The organism is Micromonospora sp. HK10 (assembly GCF_000982955.1).
Lineage (GTDB): Bacteria > Actinomycetota > Actinomycetes > Mycobacteriales > Micromonosporaceae > Micromonospora.
On record NZ_KQ058794.1, the window covers coordinates 1 to 22,065 of the forward strand.

Annotated in this window: 19 protein-coding genes; 11 read left to right on the forward strand and 8 right to left on the reverse strand. The window is 73.0% G+C overall.

The genetic code is table 11. The features are described 5' to 3' along the window. Positions 1-167: 167 nt before the first annotated feature. Complete coding sequence (locus LQ51_RS11655) at positions 168-563, reverse strand: VOC family protein (protein WP_046565176.1); 396 nt, start codon at positions 561-563, stop codon at positions 168-170. 181 nt (positions 564-744) lie between these two features. Between LQ51_RS11655 and LQ51_RS33385 the strand changes: the two genes are divergently transcribed. The 4 genes from LQ51_RS33385 (at position 745) to LQ51_RS11670 (ending at position 5,867) form a co-directional block, all read left to right on the forward strand. After that, the gene (locus tag LQ51_RS33385; RefSeq protein WP_167604403.1) at positions 745-894 is read left to right on the forward strand and encodes a hypothetical protein; all 150 of its coding nucleotides are present in this window, start codon (positions 745-747) and stop codon (positions 892-894) included. 4 nt (positions 895-898) lie between these two features. Continuing rightward, entirely contained in the window at positions 899-2,314 is a 1,416-nt protein-coding gene (locus LQ51_RS11660; RefSeq protein WP_046565033.1) for a class I SAM-dependent methyltransferase, read from the forward strand. Next, positions 2,307-4,352, forward strand: coding sequence for a sulfatase-like hydrolase/transferase (locus tag LQ51_RS11665; RefSeq protein ID WP_046565035.1), 2,046 nt, complete (start codon positions 2,307-2,309; stop codon positions 4,350-4,352). Before LQ51_RS11660 ends, LQ51_RS11665 begins: the two co-directional genes overlap by 8 nt. Before the next feature lie 231 nt (positions 4,353-4,583). Then, positions 4,584-5,867, forward strand: a complete 1,284-nt coding sequence (locus tag LQ51_RS11670) for a citrate synthase (RefSeq protein ID WP_046565037.1) — start codon at positions 4,584-4,586, stop codon at positions 5,865-5,867. Between the two features lie 79 nt (positions 5,868-5,946). On the opposite strand, the gene LQ51_RS11675 is transcribed toward LQ51_RS11670, so the two are convergent. Both LQ51_RS11675 and LQ51_RS11680 read right to left on the reverse strand, forming a co-directional pair. Continuing rightward, entirely contained in the window at positions 5,947-6,141 is a 195-nt protein-coding gene (locus LQ51_RS11675; RefSeq protein WP_046565039.1) for a helix-turn-helix transcriptional regulator, read from the reverse strand. A gap of 61 nt (positions 6,142-6,202) precedes the next feature. Further along, complete coding sequence (locus LQ51_RS11680; protein ID WP_046565041.1) at positions 6,203-7,603, reverse strand: glycosyltransferase family 4 protein; 1,401 nt, start codon at positions 7,601-7,603, stop codon at positions 6,203-6,205. 321 nt (positions 7,604-7,924) lie between these two features. On the opposite strand from LQ51_RS11680, the gene glgX reads away from it, so the two are divergent. The 4 genes from glgX (at position 7,925) to LQ51_RS11700 (ending at position 14,763) form a co-directional block, all read left to right on the forward strand. After that, complete coding sequence (glgX, locus tag LQ51_RS11685) at positions 7,925-10,045, forward strand: glycogen debranching protein GlgX (protein WP_046565042.1); 2,121 nt, start codon at positions 7,925-7,927, stop codon at positions 10,043-10,045. A 2-nt stretch (positions 10,046-10,047) separates the two neighbouring features. Beyond that, a complete protein-coding gene (treY, locus tag LQ51_RS11690; protein ID WP_046565043.1) occupies positions 10,048-12,354 on the forward strand; it encodes a malto-oligosyltrehalose synthase in 2,307 nt (768 codons plus the stop codon). Further along, entirely contained in the window at positions 12,351-14,084 is a 1,734-nt protein-coding gene (treZ, locus tag LQ51_RS11695) for a malto-oligosyltrehalose trehalohydrolase (protein WP_046565044.1), read from the forward strand. Before treY ends, treZ begins: the two co-directional genes overlap by 4 nt. A 64-nt stretch (positions 14,085-14,148) precedes the next feature. Next, positions 14,149-14,763, forward strand: coding sequence for a DUF6518 family protein (locus LQ51_RS11700; RefSeq protein ID WP_156313046.1), 615 nt, complete (start codon positions 14,149-14,151; stop codon positions 14,761-14,763). Positions 14,764-14,783: 20 nt separating this feature from the next. Here LQ51_RS11700 and LQ51_RS11705 read toward each other — a convergent pair whose 3' ends face one another. Together LQ51_RS11705 and LQ51_RS11710 are read right to left on the reverse strand one after the other, a co-directional pair. Then, positions 14,784-15,311 (reverse strand): NUDIX domain-containing protein, encoded by a 528-nt coding sequence (locus LQ51_RS11705; protein WP_082159373.1) that lies wholly within the window; start codon positions 15,309-15,311, stop codon positions 14,784-14,786. Between the two features lie 39 nt (positions 15,312-15,350). Then, positions 15,351-16,703: a hypothetical protein gene (locus LQ51_RS11710; RefSeq protein ID WP_156313047.1), complete on the reverse strand. Its 1,353-nt coding sequence runs from the start codon at positions 16,701-16,703 to the stop codon at positions 15,351-15,353. A 207-nt stretch (positions 16,704-16,910) separates the two neighbouring features. Here LQ51_RS11710 and LQ51_RS32710 point away from each other — a divergent pair, with 207 nt between their 5' ends. From LQ51_RS32710 to LQ51_RS11720, 3 genes are all read left to right on the forward strand, one after another. Next, complete coding sequence (locus LQ51_RS32710) at positions 16,911-17,084, forward strand: hypothetical protein (RefSeq protein WP_156313048.1); 174 nt, start codon at positions 16,911-16,913, stop codon at positions 17,082-17,084. Beyond that, positions 17,074-18,204 (forward strand): helix-turn-helix domain-containing protein, encoded by a 1,131-nt coding sequence (locus LQ51_RS11715; protein ID WP_046565048.1) that lies wholly within the window; start codon positions 17,074-17,076, stop codon positions 18,202-18,204. The genes LQ51_RS32710 and LQ51_RS11715 overlap by 11 nt, the downstream gene beginning before the upstream one ends. 116 nt (positions 18,205-18,320) lie before the next feature. Further along, complete coding sequence (locus LQ51_RS11720) at positions 18,321-18,896, forward strand: GNAT family N-acetyltransferase (protein WP_082159374.1); 576 nt, start codon at positions 18,321-18,323, stop codon at positions 18,894-18,896. An 11-nt stretch (positions 18,897-18,907) separates the two neighbouring features. Here LQ51_RS11720 and LQ51_RS11725 read toward each other — a convergent pair whose 3' ends face one another. The 3 genes from LQ51_RS11725 to LQ51_RS11735 form a co-directional block, all read right to left on the reverse strand. After that, complete coding sequence (locus LQ51_RS11725; RefSeq protein ID WP_046565051.1) at positions 18,908-20,386, reverse strand: glutamate-cysteine ligase family protein; 1,479 nt, start codon at positions 20,384-20,386, stop codon at positions 18,908-18,910. 161 nt (positions 20,387-20,547) lie between these two features. Continuing rightward, a complete protein-coding gene (locus tag LQ51_RS11730) occupies positions 20,548-21,408 on the reverse strand; it encodes an alpha/beta fold hydrolase (protein WP_046565054.1) in 861 nt (286 codons plus the stop codon). 35 nt (positions 21,409-21,443) lie between these two features. Beyond that, complete coding sequence (locus LQ51_RS11735; RefSeq protein WP_197087666.1) at positions 21,444-21,992, reverse strand: hypothetical protein; 549 nt, start codon at positions 21,990-21,992, stop codon at positions 21,444-21,446. Between the last annotated feature and the right edge of the window lie 73 nt (positions 21,993-22,065).

Consider the following 22,065-nt stretch of genomic DNA (forward strand, 5'->3'; position numbering starts at 1 on the left):
CGCCCGACCCCGCGCCGCCCGGCCCCGCGCCGCCCGGCGCCCCCCTCCGCAGCCCGGCACACCCCCCGCCCGCCCTGTCGATCATGAAGTTGATGGCGGAGTTGATCTCTGCTGGCGCAACATCTTCATGATCAACGCGGGTTGGCGGCGGGGCGGGGTGCGTGGGGTTAGGGCGTTAGGGGGGCGAAGAGGTCTACGGGGGTGCCGTCGGGGTCGTGTACGACGGCGTAGCGCTGGCCCCAGAACGCGTCGAACGGCGGCAGGTGGCCGTGGTGGCCGGCGGCGGTCAGGTCGGCGTACCAGCGGTCGACCTCGGCGGGGTCGGCGCAGCGGAACGCCAGGGCGGCGCGCGGGCCGCCGCTGGGCGGGGTGTAGCCGGGGTCGAAGCCGCGGATCGTGTCGACGGTGTCCCAGGCCAGCCGGAGGCCGCTGTCGAGGGTGATCTCCACGTGCGGCTCGTGCTCGGCGCCGGCCGGGACCGGCAGGCCGAGCCGGCGGTAGAACTCCAGCGTGCGGCCCATGTCGGTGACGATCAGGCCGATCAGGTCGAAGTGCGGTGTCATGCCGCCACGGTAGGTAGCGGTGGTGCCGGCCGTCTTGAACGGATCGGACGGGGGTGGTGTGGCCGGTGTGGCCCGCACGGTGGGGGTCGAGGGCGTACCGTGGGGACAAGTCCGCCTAAGAGGGGCGAAAGCCCTTATTTCGGCATGGGTTTGGACGACCGGCGAGGGAAGGGAGTCAGCCGTGACGCACCTGGCCTACCTGGACGCGGGGTCCGGCAGCCTGATCGTGCAGGCGGTGGTCGGTGGGGTCGCCGGCGCCGCGGTGGCCGCGAAGCTCTACTGGCGGCGGCTGGTCGCCCGGTTCCGGCGTCAGCCGACCGATCAGGGCTGACCGCGTGGTCGTCTCCGACACCGGCGTACGCGTCGAACCCGGCTCCTTCCGGGACCCCGGCAACCGGGTCTTCCACCGTCACGGCGAGGTGTTCCGCGGCCTGGACGAGCGCTCCGCCCGGGACTGGCGGGCCCTCGCGGCCAGCGACTTCTTCCGCGACCTGCTCGCCACCGGCCGGGTCTGCGGCACCGAGGAGCTGCTGCCCACCCCGGTGGACCTGCCGTGGGCCACGGTGCTGCGGCACGAGCGCATCCCGTTCGTCAGCCACCCCTACGAGTGGTCGTACGGGATGCTGCGCGACGCGGCCCTGCTGCACCTGGAGATTCTCGCGGCGGCCCTGGCCGCCGGGTTCACCCTCAAGGACGGCTCGGCCTACAACCTCCAGTGGCGGGGCGCCACGCCGGTCTTCATCGACGTGGGCTCGTTCGAGCCGGCCCGCGACGGGGAGCCCTGGGCCGGGTACCGGCAGTTCTGCCAGACCCTGCTCTATCCGCTGCTGCTCCAGGCCCACCTGGGGCTGGACTTCCAGCCGTGGCTGCGGGCCCGCATCGACGGCATCGAGCCGGAGCAGATGCGCCGGCTGTTCGCCGGCACCCGCCGGCTGCGGGCCGGGGTGCTCACCCACGTCCACCTGCACGGCGCGATGCAGGCCCGCAACGCGGGCGCCAGCACCACCGACGTCCGCGCCCAGCTCCGCGCGGCCGGCTACACCCGGGAGCTGGCCCTGGCGACGGTACGCGGGCTGACGAAGCTCGTCCGCCGGCTGGACCACCGGCCCGCGGACAGCCACTGGGTCGACTACCAGCGCACCTGCGCGTACTCGGTGCCGGACCGGCAGGCCAAGGAGCAGTTCGTCGATCGTGCGGTGGCGGCCACCGGTGGCGGCCTCGCGCTCGACCTGGGCGCCAACGACGGCCGGTACGCCCGGATCGCCGCCCGGCACGCCGATCACGTGGTCGCGGTCGAGCAGGACCCGGCGGTGGTCGACGCGCTCTACCAGGCGCTGCGGGACGAGGGCGAGCAGCGGATCCTGCCGCTGGTCATGGACCTGGCCGACCCGTCGCCCGGCGGGGGCTGGCGGGGGGTGGAGCGGGCCGCCTTCGCCGACCGGTCCGGGGCCGACACGGTCCTGGCCCTGGCGCTCGTGCACCACCTGGCGCTGGGCCGCAACGTCCCGCTCGCCGAGGTGCTGGACCAGCTCGTGGGTCTCGGCACCGCGGGCGGCACCCTGGTGGTGGAGTTCGTCCACCCCGAGGACCCGATGGCCCGCCGGCTGCTCGACAACAAGCCGGACGGGCTCTTCCCCGACTACCGCCGGGACACCTTCGAGTCGCTGCTCGCGGCCCGGGGCCGGCTCGTCCGCCGGGTCGAGCTGCCGTCGGGCACCCGGACGCTCTACCAGGTGGCCCTGGGTGGCTGAGCGGACCCTCGCCCCGGCGGAGGCCGTACCGGCCCCGCCCGGGCGGCCGCGGAGCGGGACCGGCTGGCGGGCCGAGGCCGGCCGGCTGGCGGAGGTGGTCGCGCTGGTCGGGCTGGTGGTCACCCAGCCGCTGCTGGACGTGCTCGGCCACAGCCCCGACTTCTTCCTGTTCCACCAGGCCACCCGGCTGGACGCGCTGGCGCTGGTGGCCCTGGTGGCGATCGCGCCGACCGTGCCGTTCGCCCTGCTCGGCGCGGCCAGCCTGGCCGCCGGCCGGGCCGTCCGGGCGGCCGTGCACACGCTGCTGGTCGGGCTGCTGCTGGCCGCGCTGGCGGTCCAGGTCGGGCGGCACGGCACGCCGCTGCGGGGCGTACCGCTGCTGCTGGTGGCCGGGGTGGCCGGGGTGGCTGGGGCGCTCGCGCACCGGCGGTGGCGGGCCCTCGGGCGGGTGTTGCGGGTGGCCGCGGTGGGCCCCCTGGTCTTCGTCGGGCTGTTCCTGTTCGCCTCGCCCGCCTCCGCGGTGGTGCTGCCGCGCGGGCACGACGGCGCGGCCGGGGTGGCCAGCGCGGCCGGTCACCCTCCGGTGGTGATGATCGTGCTGGACGAGCTGCCCCTGGTGTCCCTGCTCGGCCCGGGCGGCACCATCGACGCGACCCGCTACCCGCACTTCGCCGAGTTGGCCGCGGGCTCGACCTGGTACCGCAACGCCACCGGGGTCAGCGGCTGGACCCCGTACGCGCTGCCGGCCATGCTGACCGGCCGGTACCCGGCGCAGGGGCTGGCCCCGCACTACTCGCAGTACCCGGACAACCTGTTCACCGCCCTCGGCGGCCTGTACGACATCAAGGCCGAGGAGAGCATCACCCGGCTCTGCCCGCCCAGCCGCTGCGAGCAGCCGGCCAGCCGGCCGCAGGGGCTCGGGGTGCTGGTCCGGGAGAGCGGCCGGCTGCTGGGCCAGGTCACCGCGCCGGTGGAGAGCCGGGTCGACCCGGAGGACTCGTACCGGGAGCTGACCCGGGCCGAGGCCGGGCTCGACGCCGCCGAGCCGGTCCCGGCGGACCCGAAGTTCCGCTGGGACACCCTGGACGACAACCAACCGGCCCGGTTCACCACGTTCCTGGCCGGGCTGCGCCCGTCGGCCCAGCCCACCCTGCACTTCCTGCACCTGCTGATGCCGCACTCGCCGTGGCGGTACCTGCCGTCCGGCGCGCAGTACGCCGCGCCGGAGGACCTGCCCAACGACGGCGCCGGCTGGGTCGAGCTGGCCCGGGAGCGGCATCTGGCGCAGCTCGGCTACACCGACCGGCTGATCGGCGAGACGCTGCGTACCCTGCGCGCCACCGGCCTGTACGACAAGGCCCTGGTGCTGGTCACCGCCGACCACGGGGTGAGCTTCCGGCAGGACTGGCAGGGGCGCGGGCTGGACGCCATCCAGCACGCCCCCGACCAGGTGGCCTGGGTGCCGCTGTTCGTCAAGGAGCCGGGCCAGCGGGCCGGCCGGGTCGACGACCGCAACTGGGAGCACGTGGACCTGCTGCCCACCATCCTCGACGAGACCCACATCCGGGTGCCCTGGCGGATGGACGGCAGCCCGGCGCGGCTGGCCCCCCGGCAGCGGGCCGACAAACGCTTCTACGACCGGCCGGGGCAGCCGCTGACCATCACCGGCGGGGTGCCGGCCCCGCCGCCCACGCCCGCCCCGGACCCGCTGGTGGGCACCCGGGTCGGGGACCGGCCCGCCGGGGGTACGGCCACCGTGGCGAACCTCGACGCGTTCCGCGCCGTGGACCCGGCCCACGGCCAGTTGCCCGCCCTCGTCTGGGGCACCGTGCCGGCGTCGGTGCCGGACGGCACCCGGCTCGCGGTGGCGGTCAACGGCACCGTGGGGGCGGTCGTCCCGGTGGTCCCGCCCGACGCCGGGGGCCGGCGGTTCGCCGCCTTCCTCCCCGACGACCGGCTCTTCGCCGCCGGCGCCAACCAGCTGGACCTCTACCGGGTGGACGGCGCCGGCGGCCTGCGCCGGCTCGCCCTTTCCTGAGCGCCCGGCCCGTCGGTGCCGGGAGCGCCGTGGCGGCCGGGTCGACGGCCCCCGGGCCACCTGCGTCGACCCCCGGTGGGCGCGCTTCCATCGGGTTTCCGAGCCGGCAAGTCGGGAATCGGGTGACGCATACCTCACCGAAGAACCATGACGAGCGGTGTCCCTCTGACCGTGACTACGGTAAAAGCGAAGGCAACTCAACGAAGATCTTGCCGGCGAAGCGAGGAACAGATGACGGAAGTCAAGCTCGACCACCCCGGTGGCCAGCTGTCGATGCCGGTGCAGTCCGCGGTCGAGGGCCCCGCCGGCATCAAGGTCGGCAGTCTGCTCAAGGAAACCGGGATGACCACCTACGACCCCGGTTTCGTCAACACCGCGTCCTGCTCGTCCGCGATCACCTACATCGACGGTGACGCGGGCATCCTGCGGTACCGGGGGTACCCGATCGAGCAGCTGGCCGAGAAGTCCTCCTTCCTGGAGGTCTCGTACCTGCTCATCTACGGCGAGCTGCCCAGCCAGACGCAGCTGACCGAGTTCAGTGAGCGGATCCGGCGGCACTCGCTGCTGCACGAGGAGATGCGCCGCTTCTTCGACGGCTTCCCGCGCGACGCGCACCCGATGGCCGTGCTCTCCTCCGCGGTGAGCGCCATCTCCACCTTCTACCAGGACAGCCTGGACCCGTTCGACTCCGAGCACGTGGAGATGTCCACGGTGCGGCTGATGGCGAAGGTCCCCACCATCGCCTCGTACGCCTACAAGAAGTCGATCGGGCAGCCCCTGCTGTACCCGGACAACTCGCTGGGCTACGTCGAGAACTTCCTGCGGATGACCTTCGGCGTGCCGGCCGAGCCGTACGAGGTCGACCCGGTGATGGCCCGGGTGCTGGACATGCTCTTCGTCCTGCACGCCGACCACGAGCAGAACTGCTCCACCTCGACGGTTCGCCTCGTCGGCTCCAGCAACGCCAACCTCTTCGCCTCGGTGTCGGCCGGCGTGAACGCGCTCTTCGGCCCGCTGCACGGCGGCGCCAACCAGGCCGTGCTGGAGATGCTCCAGAAGATCCAGGCCGACGGCGGCGACGTCCAGTCCTTCGTACGGAAGGTCAAGGACAAGCAGGACGGCGTGAAGCTGATGGGCTTCGGCCACCGGGTCTACAAGAACTACGACCCGCGCGCCGCCATCGTGAAGAAGGCCGCCCAGGACGTGCTCGGCCGGATGGCCAAGCCGGACCCGCTGCTGGACCTCGCGGTGCAGCTGGAGGAGATCGCGCTCGCCGACGACTTCTTCGTCTCCCGCCGGCTCTACCCGAACGTGGACTTCTACACCGGCCTGATCTACAAGGCCATGGGCTTCCCCACCAAGATGTTCACGGTGCTCTTCGCGCTGGGCCGCCTCCCCGGCTGGATCGCCCAGTGGCGCGAGATGATCAACGACCCGGAGACCAAGATCGGCCGCCCGCGGCAGATCTACACCGGCTCCGCCGAGCGCGACTACGTCCCCGCCGACCAGCGCTGACGCCGGTCAGACGACGAAGGCCGCCGCCCCCGCGAGGGGGTCGGCGGCCTTTTCGCGTACGCCGGCGACGCCGCTGGCACTAGTCCATCTCGGGTCGCTTCTCGGCGATCCACTTCTCGACGTCCTCGGCGAGCCACACGTTGCCCATCTGCAGCGTGGCGACCGGCTCGGGGAAGTCGCGGCGGGTGGTGATCTGGTACGCACGCTGGCGTGACACACCGCCCAGAAGCACGCGAATCTCAGCCGTGCCGAGCAGCCGCAGCCTCTTGGTCATGCCTCGGACGCTAGGGCACGGCCGCCGGCCCCGGTAGGGGTCGGCGGCCGTCGGGTCGGGCTCAGCGCAGGCCTGCGGCGGCGAGCAGGTTGCCCTCCGGCAGGGCGGGCAGGGAACGGCCGAGGGCCATCCGCTGCTCCGTCCGGGCGGCGGTGAACCCGGGATCGCCCGCGATCGCGGCGGCGTACGCGGCGGCCGTGCGGGACGCGATGGCCGACCAGCCGTACTGCTCGTGGACCATGGCGTGGGCCCGGCGGGCGAGGTCGCGGGCGCGTTCCCGGTCCGACAGCAGCGCGTGCACCGCCTCGGTGAGACCGTCCGGGTCCTGCGGGGCGAAGGTCATCCCGGTGACGCCCGGCTCGACGATCTCGGCCAGCCCGCCGGTACGCGAGACGGCCAGCGGTGCGCCGGCCGCTGCGCCCTCCAGGGCGACCATGCCGAACGGCTCGTAGATGCTCGGCACCGCGAAGCAGTCGGCGGCGGCCATCACGGCCGGCAGCTCGGTGCCGCCGAGGAAGCCCGGCATGCTCACCGTGGCGGCCAGCCCGAGCCGGTGCACCTCGGCCTCCAGGGTCGCCTTGTACGGCCCGTCGCCCACGATCACCGCGCGCAGGCCGGGGTGCCGGTCGCGCAGCCGCGGCAGCCCGGCGAGCAGGTGCTGCACGCCCTTCTCGTAGACCAGCCGGCCGGCGAAGGTGATCAGGGGGCCGTCCCCGGCGAACCGGGCCCGGGCGGCGGCGACCGCCGAGGCCGGCACCCGCCACCGCTGCGGTTCCACCCCGTTGGGCACCACGTCGACCCGGGCCGGCGCCACCCCGAACAGCGCGCCCACCTCGTCGCGCATGTACCCGGAGCAGACGATGACCCGGCCGGACTCGCTGGCCAGCCAGTGCTCGACGCCGTGGATGGTGCGGTTCATCTCCTCGGGCAGCCAGCCCTGGTGCCGGCCCGCCTCGGTGGCGTGGATGGTGCTCACCAGCGGGATGTCCAGGTGCTCGCGCAGCGTCATGGCGGTGTGCGCGACCAGCCAGTCGTGGGCGTGGATGACGTCGTACCCACCGGACTCGGCGGCGCGCAGCGCGGCCCGGGTGAGGGTGTGGTTGAAGGCCATCGTCCAGGCCAGCAGGGAACCGGTGGCCAGTGGAAAGGTGACCGGGTCCTCGGCGGCGCGGACGATCCGCACGCCGTCGGCGTACTCCTCCAGGGGTGCGCCGTCGGCGTGCCGGGTGACGACGGTGACCTCGTGGCCGGCGGCGGCCAGGGCGACGGAGAGGGCGTGCACGTGGCGGCCGAGGCCGCCGACGAGCACGGGCGGGTACTCCCAGGACAGCATCAGGATGCGGCGGGTCCGGGGCGGCACGCCCGGCTGCGGGGGAATGGTGGGGCGGGAGGTGAGGGTGGCCCGGTGGTGGGTCCGGTCCGTCGCGGTGGCGGGCTGCTCGCCGACCCGCAGGATGGTCACATCGATCTCCGTCCGTGCATGCTGACGCACGCCGGCGACAGTGGCGGCGTGGAGGTGCGGTGAGGGTGGCCGAGAGGCCGGGGGTGGACCCGCGCGGGCGCGCACGTCCACCAACAAGGAAACGCCATCCGGCATCGAGCCGCATCTCGAAAAGGGCGTTGGTGACGGAAGACACCTGACCGCCGGTCGGGGCCGGGACGGGCGGATTCGGGCTACCGTCCGAACGGGTGGATTGACAGCGCGTACGGCGGGGCAATAGCGGCGTGCGCATCGGCCGGCCCGCCCGTCCGGTGCGTTCACGATCATGGCCGAAGGAGCGACATGCAGGTCTGGCCGGGCGAGAGCTACCCCCTGGGCGCCACCTACGACGGGATGGGCACCAACTTCGCGATCTTCTCCGAGGTGGCGGAGAAGATCGAGCTCTGCCTCTTCGACGAGTGGGACACCGGGGCCGAGCGCCGGGTCGAGCTGCGCGAGGTCGACGCCTACGTCTGGCACGCTTACCTGCCCGGGATCGGGCCGGGCCAGCGCTACGGCTACCGGGTGCACGGCCCGTGGGAGCCGGCCGACGGGCTGCGCTGCAACCCGCAGAAGCTGCTCCTCGACCCGTACGCCAAGGCGGTCGACGGGGAGGTCGACTGGGGTCCGGCCGTCTACGACTACGAGGTGGGCGGCGACCCGGACCGGCGCAACGAGATCGACTCGGCGCCGTTCATGCCGAAGTCGGTGGTGGTGAACCCGTACTTCGACTGGGGCAACGACCGGCCGCCGCGCACGCCCTACCACCACTCGGTGATCTACGAGGCGCACGTGCGCGGGCTGACCATGCGCCACCCCGGCATCCCCGAGGAGTTGCGCGGCACGTACGCGGCCATCGCCTCACCGGTCATGATCGACTATTTCACCCGGCTCGGGGTGACCGCGGTCGAGCTGATGCCGGTGCACGAGTTCGTGCACGACCACCGCCTGGCCGACCTGGGTCTGCGCAACTACTGGGGCTACAACACCATCGGGTTCTTCGCCCCGCACCACGGCTACTCGGCGCTCGGCCGCCTCGGGCAGCAGGTGCAGGAGTTCCGGGGCATGGTCAAGGCGCTGCACGCGGCCGGCATCGAGGTGATCCTCGACGTGGTCTACAACCACACCGCCGAGGGCAACCACCTCGGCCCGTCGTTGAGCTTCAAGGGCATCGACACCCCGAGCTACTACCGGCTCTCCGAGTCCGACCGCCGCTACTTCGTCGACTACACCGGCACCGGCAACAGCCTCAACGTGCGCAGCCCGCACTCGCTGCAACTGATCATGGATTCGCTGCGCTACTGGGTCACCGAGATGCACGTCGACGGCTTCCGCTTCGACCTCGCGGCCACCCTGGCCCGGGAGTTCTACGAGGTCGACCGCCTGTCGACCTTCTTCGAGGTGGTGCAGCAGGACCCGGTGGTCGGCCGGGTCAAGCTGATCGCCGAGCCGTGGGACGTCGGCCCGGGCGGCTACCAGGTGGGCAACTTCCCGCCGCAGTGGACCGAGTGGAACGGCAAGTACCGGGACACCGTGCGGGACTTCTGGCGCGGCGAGCCGGCCACCCTGGCCGAGTTCGCCTCCCGCATCTCCGGCTCCGCCGACCTCTACCAGGACGACGGGCGGCGGCCGTTCCACAGCATCAACTTCGTCACCTGCCACGACGGGTTTACCCTCACCGACCTGGTCTCCTACAACGACAAGCACAACGAGGCCAACGGCGAGGAGAACCGGGACGGGGAGAGCCACAACCGCTCCTGGAACTGCGGCGTCGAGGGGGAGACCGACGACCCGGGCGTACGGGCCCTGCGTGCCCGGCAGCGGCGCAACTTCCTGGCCACGCTGATCCTCAGCCAGGGCGTGCCGATGCTCGGGCACGGCGACGAGCTGGGCCGCACCCAGCGCGGCAACAACAACGCGTACTGCCAGGACAGCGAGCTGGCCTGGGTCGACTGGGAGCACGCCGACGAGGAGCTGCTGGACTTCGTCCGCCGGCTCACCGCGTTCCGGGCGCGGCACCAGGTGTTCCGCCGCCGGCGGTTCTTCACCGGGCTGCCGGTCGGCGGGCGGGCCGCCGGCACCGACCTGCCCGACCTGGCCTGGTACACCCCGGACGGCCGGGAGATGACCGGCGAGGACTGGGGCAACGACTTCGGCCGCTCGGTGGCCCTCTTCGTCAACGGCGACGGCATCCCGGAACGCGGCCAGTACGGCCAGCGCCACCGCGACGACTCGTTCCTGCTGCTGTTCAACGCCCACGACGCGCCCCTGGACTTCACGCTGCCCGGCCCCGAGTTCGGGCAGCGGTGGGAGCTGGTGATCAGCACGGCGGAACCGGATCCGGAGAAGACCCTCGCGGTCGAGGCGGGCGGCAGCGTCTGCGTCCCCGACCGCTCGCTGCTGGTCCTGGAGAGGACGGCCTGACCATGCCCGACACCCCCCACCCGCGCAGCACCTACCGCGTCCAGGTCCGCCCCGGCTTCGACCTCGACGCCACCGCCGGCCTCGCCGGCTACCTGGCCGACCTCGGCGTCACCCACCTCTACAGCGCGCCCCTGCTCACCGCCACCCCCGGCTCCCAGCACGGCTACGACGTGGTCGACCACCGGTCGGTCAGCCCGGAACTCGGCGGCGAGGCCGGCCGGCAGCGGCTGGTCCGGGCGCTGCGCGCGGCCGGACTCGGCCTGGTCGTGGACATCGTGCCGAACCACGCCGGGGTGGCCCGGCCGGCGGCCAACCCGGCCTGGTGGGACGTGCTGCGCCGGGGGCGCGCGTCGGCGTACGCGGACTGGTTCGACATCGACTGGGACCGGGGCCGGCTGCTGCTGCCGGTGCTCGCCGACGCCCCCGACGCCCTGGACGACCTGAAGCTGGTCGACGGGGAGCTGCGCTACCACGAGCACCGCTTCCCGGTCGCCGACGGCACCGGCGACGGGACGCCACGCGAGGTGCACGACCGGCAGCACTACGAGCTGGTCGGCTGGCGGCGTGGCGACCGCGAGCTGACGTACCGCCGGTTCTTCGCCGTGTCCGACCTGGCCGGGCTGCGGGTGGAGGACCCGGCGGTCTTCCAGGCCACGCACGCGGAGATCCTGCGCTGGGTGGACGCCGGCGACGTCGACGGCATCCGGGTCGACCACCCGGACGGGCTGCGCGACCCGGGCGGCTACCTGGCCCGGCTGCGCGCCGCCGCGCCGGCCGCGTGGCTGGTGGTGGAGAAGATCCTGGAGTACGGCGAGGAGCTGCCGGACTGGCCGGTCGACGGCACCACCGGCTACGACGCCCTCGCCGCGGTGTGCGGGCTCTTCGTCGATCCGGCCGCCGAGGCGGACTTCACCGCGCTGGACGGCCGGCTCACCGGCCGGCACACCTCCTGGCAGGACCTCACCCACGAGACCAAGCTGGCCGCCGCCACCCGGCTGCTCGCCACCGAGCTGAACCGGCTGGCCGCGCTCGTCCCGGACCTGCCCGGCGAGCAGGTCCGGGCGGCCCTGGCCGAGCTGGCCGCCGCCTTTCCGGTCTACCGCGGCTACCCACCGGCGGGGGCCCGGCACCTCGCCGCCGCGCGCGCCGAGGCGGGCCGCCGCCGCCCCGACCTGACCGCCGTCCTGGACGCGGTCACCGCCCGGCTGCGCGACCCCGAACACGAGCTGGCCGCCCGGTTCCCGCAGTTCACCGGCGCGGTGATGGCCAAGGGCGTGGAGGACACCGCGTACTACCGGTGGAGCCGGTTCGTCGCGCTCAACGAGGTGGGCGGCAGCCCGGCCCATTTCGGCGTGCCGCCGGCCGAGTTCCACCGCTTCGCCGCCGCCCGCCAGGTCCGCTGGCCGGCGAGCATGACCACGCTGTCCACCCACGACACCAAGCGCGGCGAGGACGTCCGGGCCCGCCTCGCGGTCCTGTCCGAGCTGCCCGGCCGCTGGGCCGAGCGGGTGGCCGACTGGACGTCCCGGGCGCCGCTGCCCGACCCGGCCTTCGCCCACCTGCTCTGGCAGACCGCCGTCGGCGCCTGGCCCGTCGAGCGGGAGCGGCTGCACGCGTACGCGGAGAAGGCCGCCCGGGAGGCGTCGGTCTCGACCGGTTGGGCCGACCCCGACCCGGCCTTCGAGCACGAGCTGCACGCCCTGGTCGACCGGATGTACGACGACCCGGAGCTGCACGCCCAGCTGACCGCGTTCGCCGACGAGATCACCCCGGCGGGCTGGTCCAACGCGCTCGGGCAGAAGCTCGTGCAGCTCGCCATGCCCGGCGTGCCGGACACCTACCAGGGCACCGAGCTGTGGGAGAACTCCCTGGTCGACCCGGACAACCGCCGCCCGGTCGACTTCCCCGTACGCCGGGACCTGCTGGCCCGGCTCGACGCCGGTGACCGGCCGGCGGTGGCCGCCGACGGCGCGGCCAAGCTGATGGTGGTCTCCCGCACGCTGCGGCTGCGTCGCGACCATCCCGAGCTGTTCACCGGCTACCGCCCGGTGTCGGTACGCGGACCGGCCGGCGGGCACGCGGTGGCCTTCGACCGGGGCGGCGCGATCGCGGTGGCGACCCGGCTGCCACTGGGGTTGGCGCGGGCCGGCGGGTGGCGTGACACGAGACTGTCACTTCCTGTTCATCCGGTCACTGACTTGTTCACCGGCCGGGTCTACAGTGGGGCTGAGCTGCTCCTTCATGATCTGTTGAGCACCTATCCCGTCGCCCTGCTGGCTCCCACCGACTCCGTGGAGGCTGCCGCATGACCGAGTTCACGGTGTGGGCGCCCGAGGCCGCCCGGGTCCGGCTGCGCCTGCCCGGCGGCGCCGACCACGAACTGCGCTCCGGGCCGGGCGGCTGGTGGCGGGTCGAGGTGCCCGGCGCGGGGCCGGGCACGGACTACGCGTTCCTGCTCGACGACGACGAGCAGCCGCTGCCGGACCCCCGGTCGGCCTGGCAGCCGCACGGCGTGCACGGGCCGAGCCGCCGCTACGACCACGCCGCGTTCGACTGGACCGACCAGGGCTGGACCGGGCGGCAACTGCCCGGCAGCGTCCTCTACGAGCTGCACGTCGGCACGTTCACCCCGGAGGGCACCTTCGACGCGGCGATCGGCCGCCTCGACCACCTGGTCGACCTGGGCGTCGACCTGGTCGAGCTGCTGCCGGTCAACGCCTTCAACGGCGAGCACAACTGGGGCTACGACGGCGTCTGCTGGTATGCGCCGCACGAGCCGTACGGCGGGCCGGACGGGCTCAAGCGGTTCGTCGACGCGGCGCACGCCAAGGGGCTGGGGGTGATCCTCGACGTCGTCTACAACCATTTCGGGCCCTCCGGGGCCTACGCGCCGCGCTTCGCGCCGTACCTGGCCGAGCAGAGCAACCCGTGGGGCCGCACGGTCAACCTGGACGGGCCGCACTCCGACGAGGTGCGCCGCTACATCGTCGACAGCGTGCTGATGTGGTTGCGCGACTACCACGTCGACGGGCTGCGGCTCGACGCCGTGCACGCCATGCCCGACTCGCGGGCCACCCACCTGCTCGAGGAGATGGCGGCCGAGGTGGAGAGCCTCTCCACCCATCTGGGCCGGCCGCTGTCGTTGATCGCCGAGAGCGACCTGAACGACCCGAAGCTGATCACCCCGCGGGAGGCCGGCGGGTACGGCCTGCACGCCCAGTGGAACGACGACGCCCACCACGCGCTGCACACCCTGCTCACCGGGGAGCGGCAGGGCTACTACGGTGACTTCGGCTCGCTGGACTGCCTCACCGACGTGCTGACCGGCGGCTTCTTCCACGCCGGCACCTGGTCCAGCTTCCGCAACCGCAGCCACGGCCGGCCGGTGGACCGGCAGCGCACCCCGGGGCACCGGTTCGTGGCGTACCTGCAGAACCACGACCAGATCGGCAACCGGGCCACCGGGGACCGGATCTCGGCGACCCTGTCGGTGGGGCTGCTGCGGGTCGGCGCCACCCTGCTGATGACCGCGCCGTTCACCCCGATGCTGTTCATGGGGGAGGAGTGGGCGGCCAGCACCCCGTGGCAGTTCTTCACCAGCCACCCGGAGCCGGAGTTGGCCAAGGCGGTGGCGACCGGGCGGCGGCGGGAGTTCGCGGCGCACGGCTGGCCGCCGGGGGAGGTGCCCGACCCGCAGGACCCGCAGACCTTCGTCCGGTCCCGGCTGGACTGGGCCGAGCTGGACAAGCCCGAGCACCGGGAGATGTACGACTTCCACCGGCGGCTGATCGCCCTGCGCAAGAGCCGCCCCGAGCTGTCCGACCCGCGGCTGAGCCACGTCGACGTGCGGCACGGCGACCAGTTCCTGCTGATGCGCCGGGGCGAGTGCCTGGTGGTGGCCAACCTGGCCGGCAAGCCACAGCGGATCAACCTGCCCGGGGTGGTGCGCAGCGTGCTGCTGGCCACCTCCGAGGGGGTCACCGTGATGCGTGACGGCATCGAGCTGCCGCCGGAGTCCGCCGCGATCGTGGCGGTGTAGGCGGGCGGTTCGCGACTCCGTTTGCATACTGGGTATGCTGCGCGCTGTGAATCCCGGTCATCGAATGGTCGCGGGAATCTCGGTGGCCGGTGGCGTCGCGCTCGGCTCGCTCGACTTCCTGTGGATCAAGTACCTGCCCTATCCGTTCGCCGAGCTGGGCAACTCCACGGCCACCTGGGCCGTCGCCGCCTTCTTCCTGGGCCGCTGGGTCCGGTCGGGCCCGCTGCGCGCCGCCCTGGCCGCCTCGGTCCTGCTCGTCGTCGCGGTACCCAGCTACTACCTTGCGGCGACGCTCGTCCAGGGCGACGACCTGGCCGTGCTCTGGGCGCCCTCGTCGGTGCTCTGGATGGCGTTCGGGGTGGTCGCGGGCGTGGTGTTCGGCGTCGGCGGGACCTGGAGCCGCCGCGACGGCTGGCGGCAGGTGATCGGGGCCGCGCTGCCGGCCGCTGTGTTCGTCGAGGAGGCCGCCCGGTTCGCCGGCCGGGCGAACGACCCCGGCTATCCGGGCGCGGGTTGGAACGTGGCCATCGACCTCGCGCTCGCCCTCCTGCTCCTCGTGCTCGTCGGCCGGTCGAACCGTCAGCGGGCGCTCGCCGCCGCGGTGGCCCTGCCGCTGGCCGGCGTCATCCTGGTGGCGTTCGCCGTCGTCGGCGGCTCCGCCGCGAGCGCCATCGGGTGACCGGCGGCTGGCGGCGCCGGTCACGAGGTGGGTCGGCGGTCACCACCTGTTGCGCCGCTTCGGGGCGGCACCATGGTTGAGCCGCCGGCAAGGTATGCCGGAGTCAGCTCGGCTCGGGCATGTATCGCCGCGCGAACGCGTGGTAGGACGTTCTCCGGCAAACGCTGCTCGGCCTCCCGTTGCCCGAAGAAGGCAACGTCTTCCAACTCATGTGCCGGCAAGCGGAAGCCGCTGAGGCTGGTGAAGACTCCGCAGTCGAAGGTAAAACTGATGATGGCGCGTGGTCGTTGTCCGGCGGGCGGCGCCCAATCCACAACGAGAAGGTTGCCCACCTGCACGGCGACCCCCAACTCCTCTCGGACCTCCCGGGCGCAGGCCTCGTGCGGGTACTCGCCTTCATCCACGTAACCGCCTGGGAATGCCCAGTGGGCGCGGTACGCCGGCTTGACCAGCAGCACCCTGCCATCCGGGTCGGTGATGAAGGCTGCCGCGGCCGCGTGGAAGGAAGCCAGATTCGCGTACCAGGTGGCGGGCTCCGTCCAGGTCACCCGGGTGACGGTAGCGGATGCTTCGCTGGATGCCCCTCGTCAGGTGTGCGCTGGCGTAACCCCGAGAGCAGTGAGCACTTCTGCGACCTGGGTCGACGCCTGCTGCGGGTTGAGCGCGGCGGTGAGTTCGCGAACGCGCTGGTGAACCCGTGCAGAGCGGACGCCCGCCGTCTGTTGTCGGAGCCTTCGGCCCCAGTCGCAGGCGGCATCAGTGTCGCCGGCGCGGGCATGAGTTGTCGCGATCAGAGCGGTATGGAGAGCACGGGTACGGCTGTTTTGGCTGGCCAGGGTCAGCGCGTCCGGTGCGTGTCGGAGGGCCTGCTTGTAGAGGTGGAGGTCGGCTAGGCACCGTAGCGCGGCCCCGGCGAGGTGGGCCGGGCTGAAGTAGTTGACCCAGCGCGGGCCAACCTCGGTACCCGTCCGGTCGAGCGCGCGTTCGGCCTTGGCGAGTGCGGTCTGACAAGCGCGCCGCTCCTTCGAATGCCCGTAAGCGGTGGCGGCAGTGGCGTGTAGTCGAGCAAGGACGGTAGCGGGTGCGCGGCCAGCCCCGTCGATGGCTGCTTCGGCAAGCCGGGCCGCATCCCGGGCGTGCCCCAGGTACAGAGCTTGAGTGGCGAGGTTCGCCAGCAGATGAGCGCCGTACAGACGGTCGTCGGCGGCCTTGGCGAGCCGCAGGGCGATGGTCACGTGACGTTGAGCGGTGGCCTGGTCACCCGCGTCGTACGACATGAAAGCGAGCTGACCGGAGAGCGCCGCGCACGCGCGCATGAGGTCGCGCCCAACGGCATCGGTATAGGTGCCTCGCAGCATGGGGGCAACCTGACTGACGAGGAATTCGGCCATGAGCGCCCGGGTGCGTAGCGGCCCACTGCCGTGGCGTCGGTCAAGGTCGGCAAAGTGGTCCGCCAGCGCATACAGGGCTTCAATGTCGCTGGGATGGACCGGCTGGCGACCGCTTCGGCTGACAGCCTTATCCGGCAGGTCGTACCGCCACCCGAGCGCGGCCTGTAGCGCTTTGTTGCTGTCGAACCCACCGCCGCCCTGGTGGTGCAGGTGCTTGGCCAGCGCCGTCCACGTCTGCTCGGCGGTGTCGATCGCATGGCCAACGGAAGCGGGGTAGACGCAGGTTCCGATGCCGCCGTGGAATCCCAGCTCGGACACATCGACGGAGCGACCGAGCTTACGGGTCAACGTTTCCGCCATAGCGGCTTGGACCTCCTCGCCCGGCCGGCGACCGCGCAGCCACCAGTAGACGCTGGCGGCGTCGTATCGCCAGGTGCCGTGAAGACGACCAGCGTGATTGAGCTGGCGGGCGAAAGCCGCATGAGCGCCGCCGTAACCGGCGGCATGCAGCAGGGCCTCGAACGCCGCGTTTGTCACTGGTCTCGCCACCGTTATGCCTCCGTGCATCGGTCATTACCCGCAGTGATGAGCGTATGGCTTACGGCGGTCTGCTGGGGGTCCCGCGCAACCGCGCGCAACCCCGCCTGGGTCAACGCAACGGCGCACATTGCTTGCCCTCTGGTCCATCGACGATGCGCCGGCTTGGGTGGCAACTGAGGTCAGGGTGTTGGGCACTGACCGATGAGCGTGCACCGGTTGACGGGAGTGAGGATGCACGGCGGCGAGTTGGTGAGCCGAGGCGAGCAGGTCGAGGCGGCCGAACGGGAGGCCGCGAAGCGGCGGCTGTTGGAGCAGGCCGAGGCGGAACGCATACCCGTGGAGGACACCACCCTGGCGGTCCCGGACCGGCGGTGGCGGCATGACGGATGAGCCGATCGGTCGGCGGCTGGCCCGCTGGCGGTTACGCCGCCGGATGACCCAGCAGATGCTCGCCGACCGGCTGGGCAAGTCGAAGAGCTGGGTGGACAAGGTCGAGCGCGGCGTCCGTGCCCTGGACCGGTACTCGGTGGTCCAGGAGATCGCCGAAGTGCTGCGGATCCATCCGACGGTGTTGCTCGGTGAGGAGCGCCCGCAGCCGGAGGGCCGGACGCCGGCCGGCGTCGACCGCATCCGCGCCGCCCTCGCCCGCTACGACGCGGGCCGGAGGCTGCCGGCGGCTGAGCTGCAGCGGCATGTCGAGCACGCCTGGCTCACCTACCGGTACGCGCATTACGCCCACCTGGTGCGGCTGCTGCCGGATCTGCTCGATGCCGCTCGGAGCCTACGGGCGGAACTGCCGGAGTTGCCGGTCCAGGTCTACCGGATCACCTCGTCGGCGCTGGTCAAACTGGGCGAGGCCGAGCTCGGCTGGCTGGCCGCCGATCGGGCGATGACCGCTGCCGGCGACGAGCCGTTGCTCATCGGCGCGGCGGCCGTGTCGGTCGGGCAGGCGCTGCGTGCGCTCGGTCGCCACCGGCTCGCGTCGGCCGTGACGCTCGCTGCCGCGCCGCGCGACGTGCCCGCGAGTGCGCTGGACGGGACGCTGCTGCTCCAGGCCGCGCTGGCCGCCGCGAGCTCCGGCGATGCCCGTGGCGCCGGCGGTCTGATCGACCGGGCCGCCGAGATCGCCACCCGTCCGCCCGGCGACGACGACCGGCACCGGACCTCCTTCGGACCGGCCGCCGTGGAACTGGCCCGGGTGGTGGCCGCTGTTGAGCTGGGCGACGCCGGGGCGGCGTTGTGCCGGCACGAGCGGGTGAACCGTGACGACGGATGGCGAGCACTACCGGCCGAGTACCGGGGCGCGTACCTCCTCGACGTCGCTCGGGCGTATCTCCAGGTGGGGGACCTGCGCGGGGCGGGACGGACGCTGGTCGAGGCGGACGGCGTCGCGCCGGCCGAGGTTCGGTGGCGGCCGGTGGCCCGTACCCTCGTCGCGGAGATCGCCCGGCGGCACCCGGCGCCGGCCGGGGTGGCCCGGCTGGCGGCGTCGGTCGGCCTGATGCGCTGACCCGGCAGCGGCACGGCCAGCGCACCCCGGTCCCGCCAGCACAGCGACGCCCCCGGTCCGAGCCGCCGGCAGGCGCCGGACGGCGCATCGGGCGGCGCGCCGGTAACGTGGCGCCGATGGAGCACGCCGCGCCGCCGCCGACCCCGGCCGGCATTCTCAGCGAGTACGCCGGCACGACGGTACGGCTCAGGCCGGTCGACGAACCGGACCTGGCGATGCTCCGCCGGTTCCGCACCGAGCCGGGCCTGATCGGGCTGGACTGGGACGGCTTCCGGGACCCGGGCGCACCGGCCCGCCGCTACGCCGAGGACGGCTGGTTGGGCGAACGGGACGGCCGGCTCGTCGTCCAGGTCGAGCCCGAGGAGGCCGCCGCCGGGATCGTCAGCTACCGGTCGGGTCTCTACGGCGGACGCGCGCCGTACTGGGAGATCGGCATCGCCCTGCTACCCGAGTGGCGTGGCCGGGGCGTCGGGTGGCGGGCCCAGGCCCTGCTCTGCGACTACCTGTTCGCGCACACGCCGGCGCAGCGGATCCAGGCCGGCACCCACCCGGAGAACGTCGCCGAGCAGCGGTCGCTGGAGAAGGCCGGGTTCCAGCTCGAAGGCGTCATCCGCGCCTGCGAGTTCCGCGCCGGCGCCTGGCGCGACGGCTGGCTCTACAGCCGGCTGCGCGACGACCCGTCGCCGCGGTGAGCCCGGACCGGTCAGGGGATCGGCCACTCGTGCACGGGCCGGTTGCTGTGCATCAGGTCGACGTAGTGGCGGACCACCTCGCGCAGCGCCGCCGGCCGGTCCAGGTGGTCGGCGGACTCCAACCGGTGCAGCGTCTCCACCTGCCAGGTGGCGCCGTTGCGGCCGGTCAGGCAACGCTGCTCGATGATGCCGAGCAGCCGGTCCCGCTCGTCCGGGTCCAGACCCCACCGGTCCAGACCGTGGTGCGCCAGCGGCAGCAGCCGGCGCAGCACCAGCTCCGTCACCGGTAGGTAGCCCAGCCCGGGCCAGTACACCTGCGCGTCGATGCCGTGCCGGGCGCAGATGGTGAAGTTCTCCTCGGCGGCGCTGAACGACATCTGCGACCACAACGGCCGGTCCGACTCGGCGAGGGCGCGGACCAGGCCGAAGTAGAAGGCGCCGTTGGCGACGGTGTCCAGCACCGTCGGGCCGGCGGGCAGTACCCGGTTCTCCACCCGCAGGTGCGGGCGGCCCTTGAACACGTCGTAGACCGGGCGGTTCCACCGGTAGACGGTGCCGTTGTGCAGCCGCAACTCGGCCAGCCCGGGCACGCCGCCGCTGGCCAGCGCCTCGGCGGGATCCTCCGGGTCGCAGACCGGCAGCAACGCGGGGAAGTAGCGGACGTTCTCCTCGAACAGGTCGAAGACGCTGGTGATCCAGCGTTCGCCGAACCACACCCGGGGGCGTACGCCCTGGGCCTTGATCTCCTCGGCGCGGGTGTCGGTGGCCTGCTGGAACAGGGGCACCCGGGTCTCCCGCCACAGCTCCCGGCCGAACAGCAGCGGCGAGTTGGCGCCCAACGCCACCTGCACGCCGGCGATCGCCTGGGCGGCGTTCCAGTGGTCGGCGAACTGCGCCGGGCTGACCTGGACGTGGAACTGGGTGCTGGTGCAGGCGGCCTCGGGGGTGATCGTGTCGGCGGTGACCGTCAGCCGTTCCACACCACTGATCGCGATCCGGAGGTCCTCGCCGCGGGCGGCGAAGATCTGCTCGTTGAGCAGCGCGTAGCGGGGGTTGGCCGAGAGCGTCTCGGCGGTCAGGTGCTCCGGGCGCAGCGTCGGCAGGATGCCGATCATCACCATGTGCGCGCCGACCGTCCGGGCCTTCTCCTCGGCGGCGTTGAGGCTGGCCCGGACGTGCTCCTCGAACTGTGCGGTGCCGGTGCCGGTCAGCCGGCGCGGCGGCACATTGATCTCCACGTTGAACTGGCCCAGCTCGGTCTGGAAGCTCGGGTCGGCCACCGCCGCCAGCACGTCGGCGTTGCGCATCGCCGGCTGTGCCTCGTCGTCGACCAGGTTCAACTCGATCTCCACGCCGGTCATCGGCCGTTCCACGTCGAAACGCGACTCGCGCAGCATCTCGGCGAAGACGTCCAGGCAGCGCCGCACCTTGTCGCGGTAGCGGGCCCGGTCCTCGCGGCTGAAGGTCCGTACGCTGACGTCCTCGCCCATGGTCACCGCCCTGTCACCGTTGGTTCCCCTAACCTCGCACGTGCCGGCGGCAGCGGGGAAGAGTTGAAACACCTTGTACCTACCCAGCGGCGGTCCACGTGACGCCTGTCCGCGTCCGGCGCGCGCCGACCGTCCCCGTTCCGGTCGGCTGACCGCCCGGGTCAGCCGGCCAGGAAGTCGCGGAGCAGGGCGGCCAGTTCCGTGGGCGCCTCCTCGGCCATGTGGTGCCCGGACGGGATCGACGCGGCCCGTACGTCGTCGGCCCAGTCCCGCCAGATCGCGGCCGGGTCGCCGTACAGGTCGACCAGGTCGTCCCGCTCCGACCAGGCGAAGAGCACCGGACAGCCGATCCGCCGGCCGGCGGCCCGGTCGGCGTCGTCCGCGGCCCGGTCCGGCCCGAGCCCGGCCCGGTAGTCCTCGCACATCGCGTGCACCGTGGCCGGGTCGTGGATGGCCCGCCGGTAGTCGGCGTACGCCTGCCCGCCCATCGCCTCGGGCGAGCCGCCGTACCACGCGTCCGGGTCGGCGTTGATCACCCGCTCGGCCGGCTTGGCGAGCTGCCCCAGAAAGAACCAGTGCCACCAGCGCGCGGCGAACCGGGCGTCGCAGCGGGACAGGGCCTCGCCGATGGGCACCCCGTCGAGCACCCCGAGCCGGCTCACCCGGTCCGGGTGGTCCAGTGCCGTCCGCATCGCCACGTACGAGCCCCGGTCGTGGCCGACCACCGCGGCGCGCCGGTGCCCGAGCGCGTCGAGCAGCGCCACCACGTCGGCGGCCATGGCCCGCTTCGAGTAGACGGTGTGCCCGGGGTCGCTCGGCGGTTTCGAGGAGCCGCCGTACCCGCGCAGGTCCGGGCAGATCACGGTGTGCCCGTCGGCGAGCAGGGGGGCGACCCGGTGCCAGGTGGCGTGGGTGCGCGGGTGGCCGTGCAGGAGCACCACCGCCGGCCCGGAGCCGCCGTACCGGACCCGCAGGCGGACCGGGCCGACGTCGATCTCGTCGAGGGTGAAGCCGGGGAACATGCGGCGACGGTGCCCCGGCCCGGCGCGGTGGAAACCTAGCTGACCACGGAGCAGGCGGCGACGGCCAGCAGGACCGACGCGCCGAGGGCCGCCTGGAGCAGCAGCGGCGGGCCGAGGTGGGACCAGACGGTGGCGGTGCGCGGCGTGAGCAGCTGACCGGTGGTCAGGTTGACGATCCGCTCGATCCGGGGCGGCAGGTCCGGGTCCCGCTGCGGGCGCAGGGTGAGCTGCACGTGGTCGCCCGGGTGCAGGGCGCTCTGCGGCAGGTGGCCGTGCAGCTCGACCTCCAGCAGCCGGTCCGCGACGTCGCGCACCCGCACCGGGGTGACCAGGAACTCCGGCCCCTTCTTCAGCTCCTTGAAGCTGCGCCGGGCGGCCCCGCCGCCGCTGCTCAACAGCGCGCGCACCACCCGCAGCAGCAGCCCCGCCACGCCGGCCGCGGTGAGCACCGCGACCAGCACCGGCTGCCCCACCCGCACCTCACGGGCGTAGCCGTCCATGAGCCGGACCAGCCGGCCGGTGACGACGCGTTCCGTGGGGTGGACGACGCGCCGGGCGCGCAGCTCCGTGTCCATGTTCACCACCCAGAGTCCCGTTCCGTTCACTGATGGTATCGATCCTCCGGGTTGAACGACGTGAATGAACGCCGGTCACGCC

Excerpts from the sequence above, each read along its gene's own strand:
- LQ51_RS11655 (WP_046565176.1), bottom strand. The coding sequence starts at position 563 with ATGACACCGCACTTCGACCTGATCGGCCTGATCGTCACCGACATGGGC.
- LQ51_RS11670 (WP_046565037.1), top strand. The coding sequence starts at position 4,584 with ATGACGGAAGTCAAGCTCGACCACCCCGGTGGCCAGCTGTCGATGCCG.
- LQ51_RS11675 (WP_046565039.1), bottom strand. The coding sequence starts at position 6,141 with ATGACCAAGAGGCTGCGGCTGCTCGGCACGGCTGAGATTCGCGTGCTT.
- glgX (WP_046565042.1), top strand. The coding sequence starts at position 7,925 with ATGCAGGTCTGGCCGGGCGAGAGCTACCCCCTGGGCGCCACCTACGAC.
- treY (WP_046565043.1), top strand. The coding sequence starts at position 10,048 with ATGCCCGACACCCCCCACCCGCGCAGCACCTACCGCGTCCAGGTCCGC.
- treZ (WP_046565044.1), top strand. The coding sequence starts at position 12,351 with ATGACCGAGTTCACGGTGTGGGCGCCCGAGGCCGCCCGGGTCCGGCTG.
- LQ51_RS11700 (WP_156313046.1), top strand. The coding sequence starts at position 14,149 with ATGGTCGCGGGAATCTCGGTGGCCGGTGGCGTCGCGCTCGGCTCGCTC.
- LQ51_RS11715 (WP_046565048.1), top strand. The coding sequence starts at position 17,074 with ATGACGGATGAGCCGATCGGTCGGCGGCTGGCCCGCTGGCGGTTACGC.
- LQ51_RS11720 (WP_082159374.1), top strand. The coding sequence starts at position 18,321 with ATGGAGCACGCCGCGCCGCCGCCGACCCCGGCCGGCATTCTCAGCGAG.
- LQ51_RS11725 (WP_046565051.1), bottom strand. The coding sequence starts at position 20,386 with ATGGGCGAGGACGTCAGCGTACGGACCTTCAGCCGCGAGGACCGGGCC.
- LQ51_RS11730 (WP_046565054.1), bottom strand. The coding sequence starts at position 21,408 with ATGTTCCCCGGCTTCACCCTCGACGAGATCGACGTCGGCCCGGTCCGC.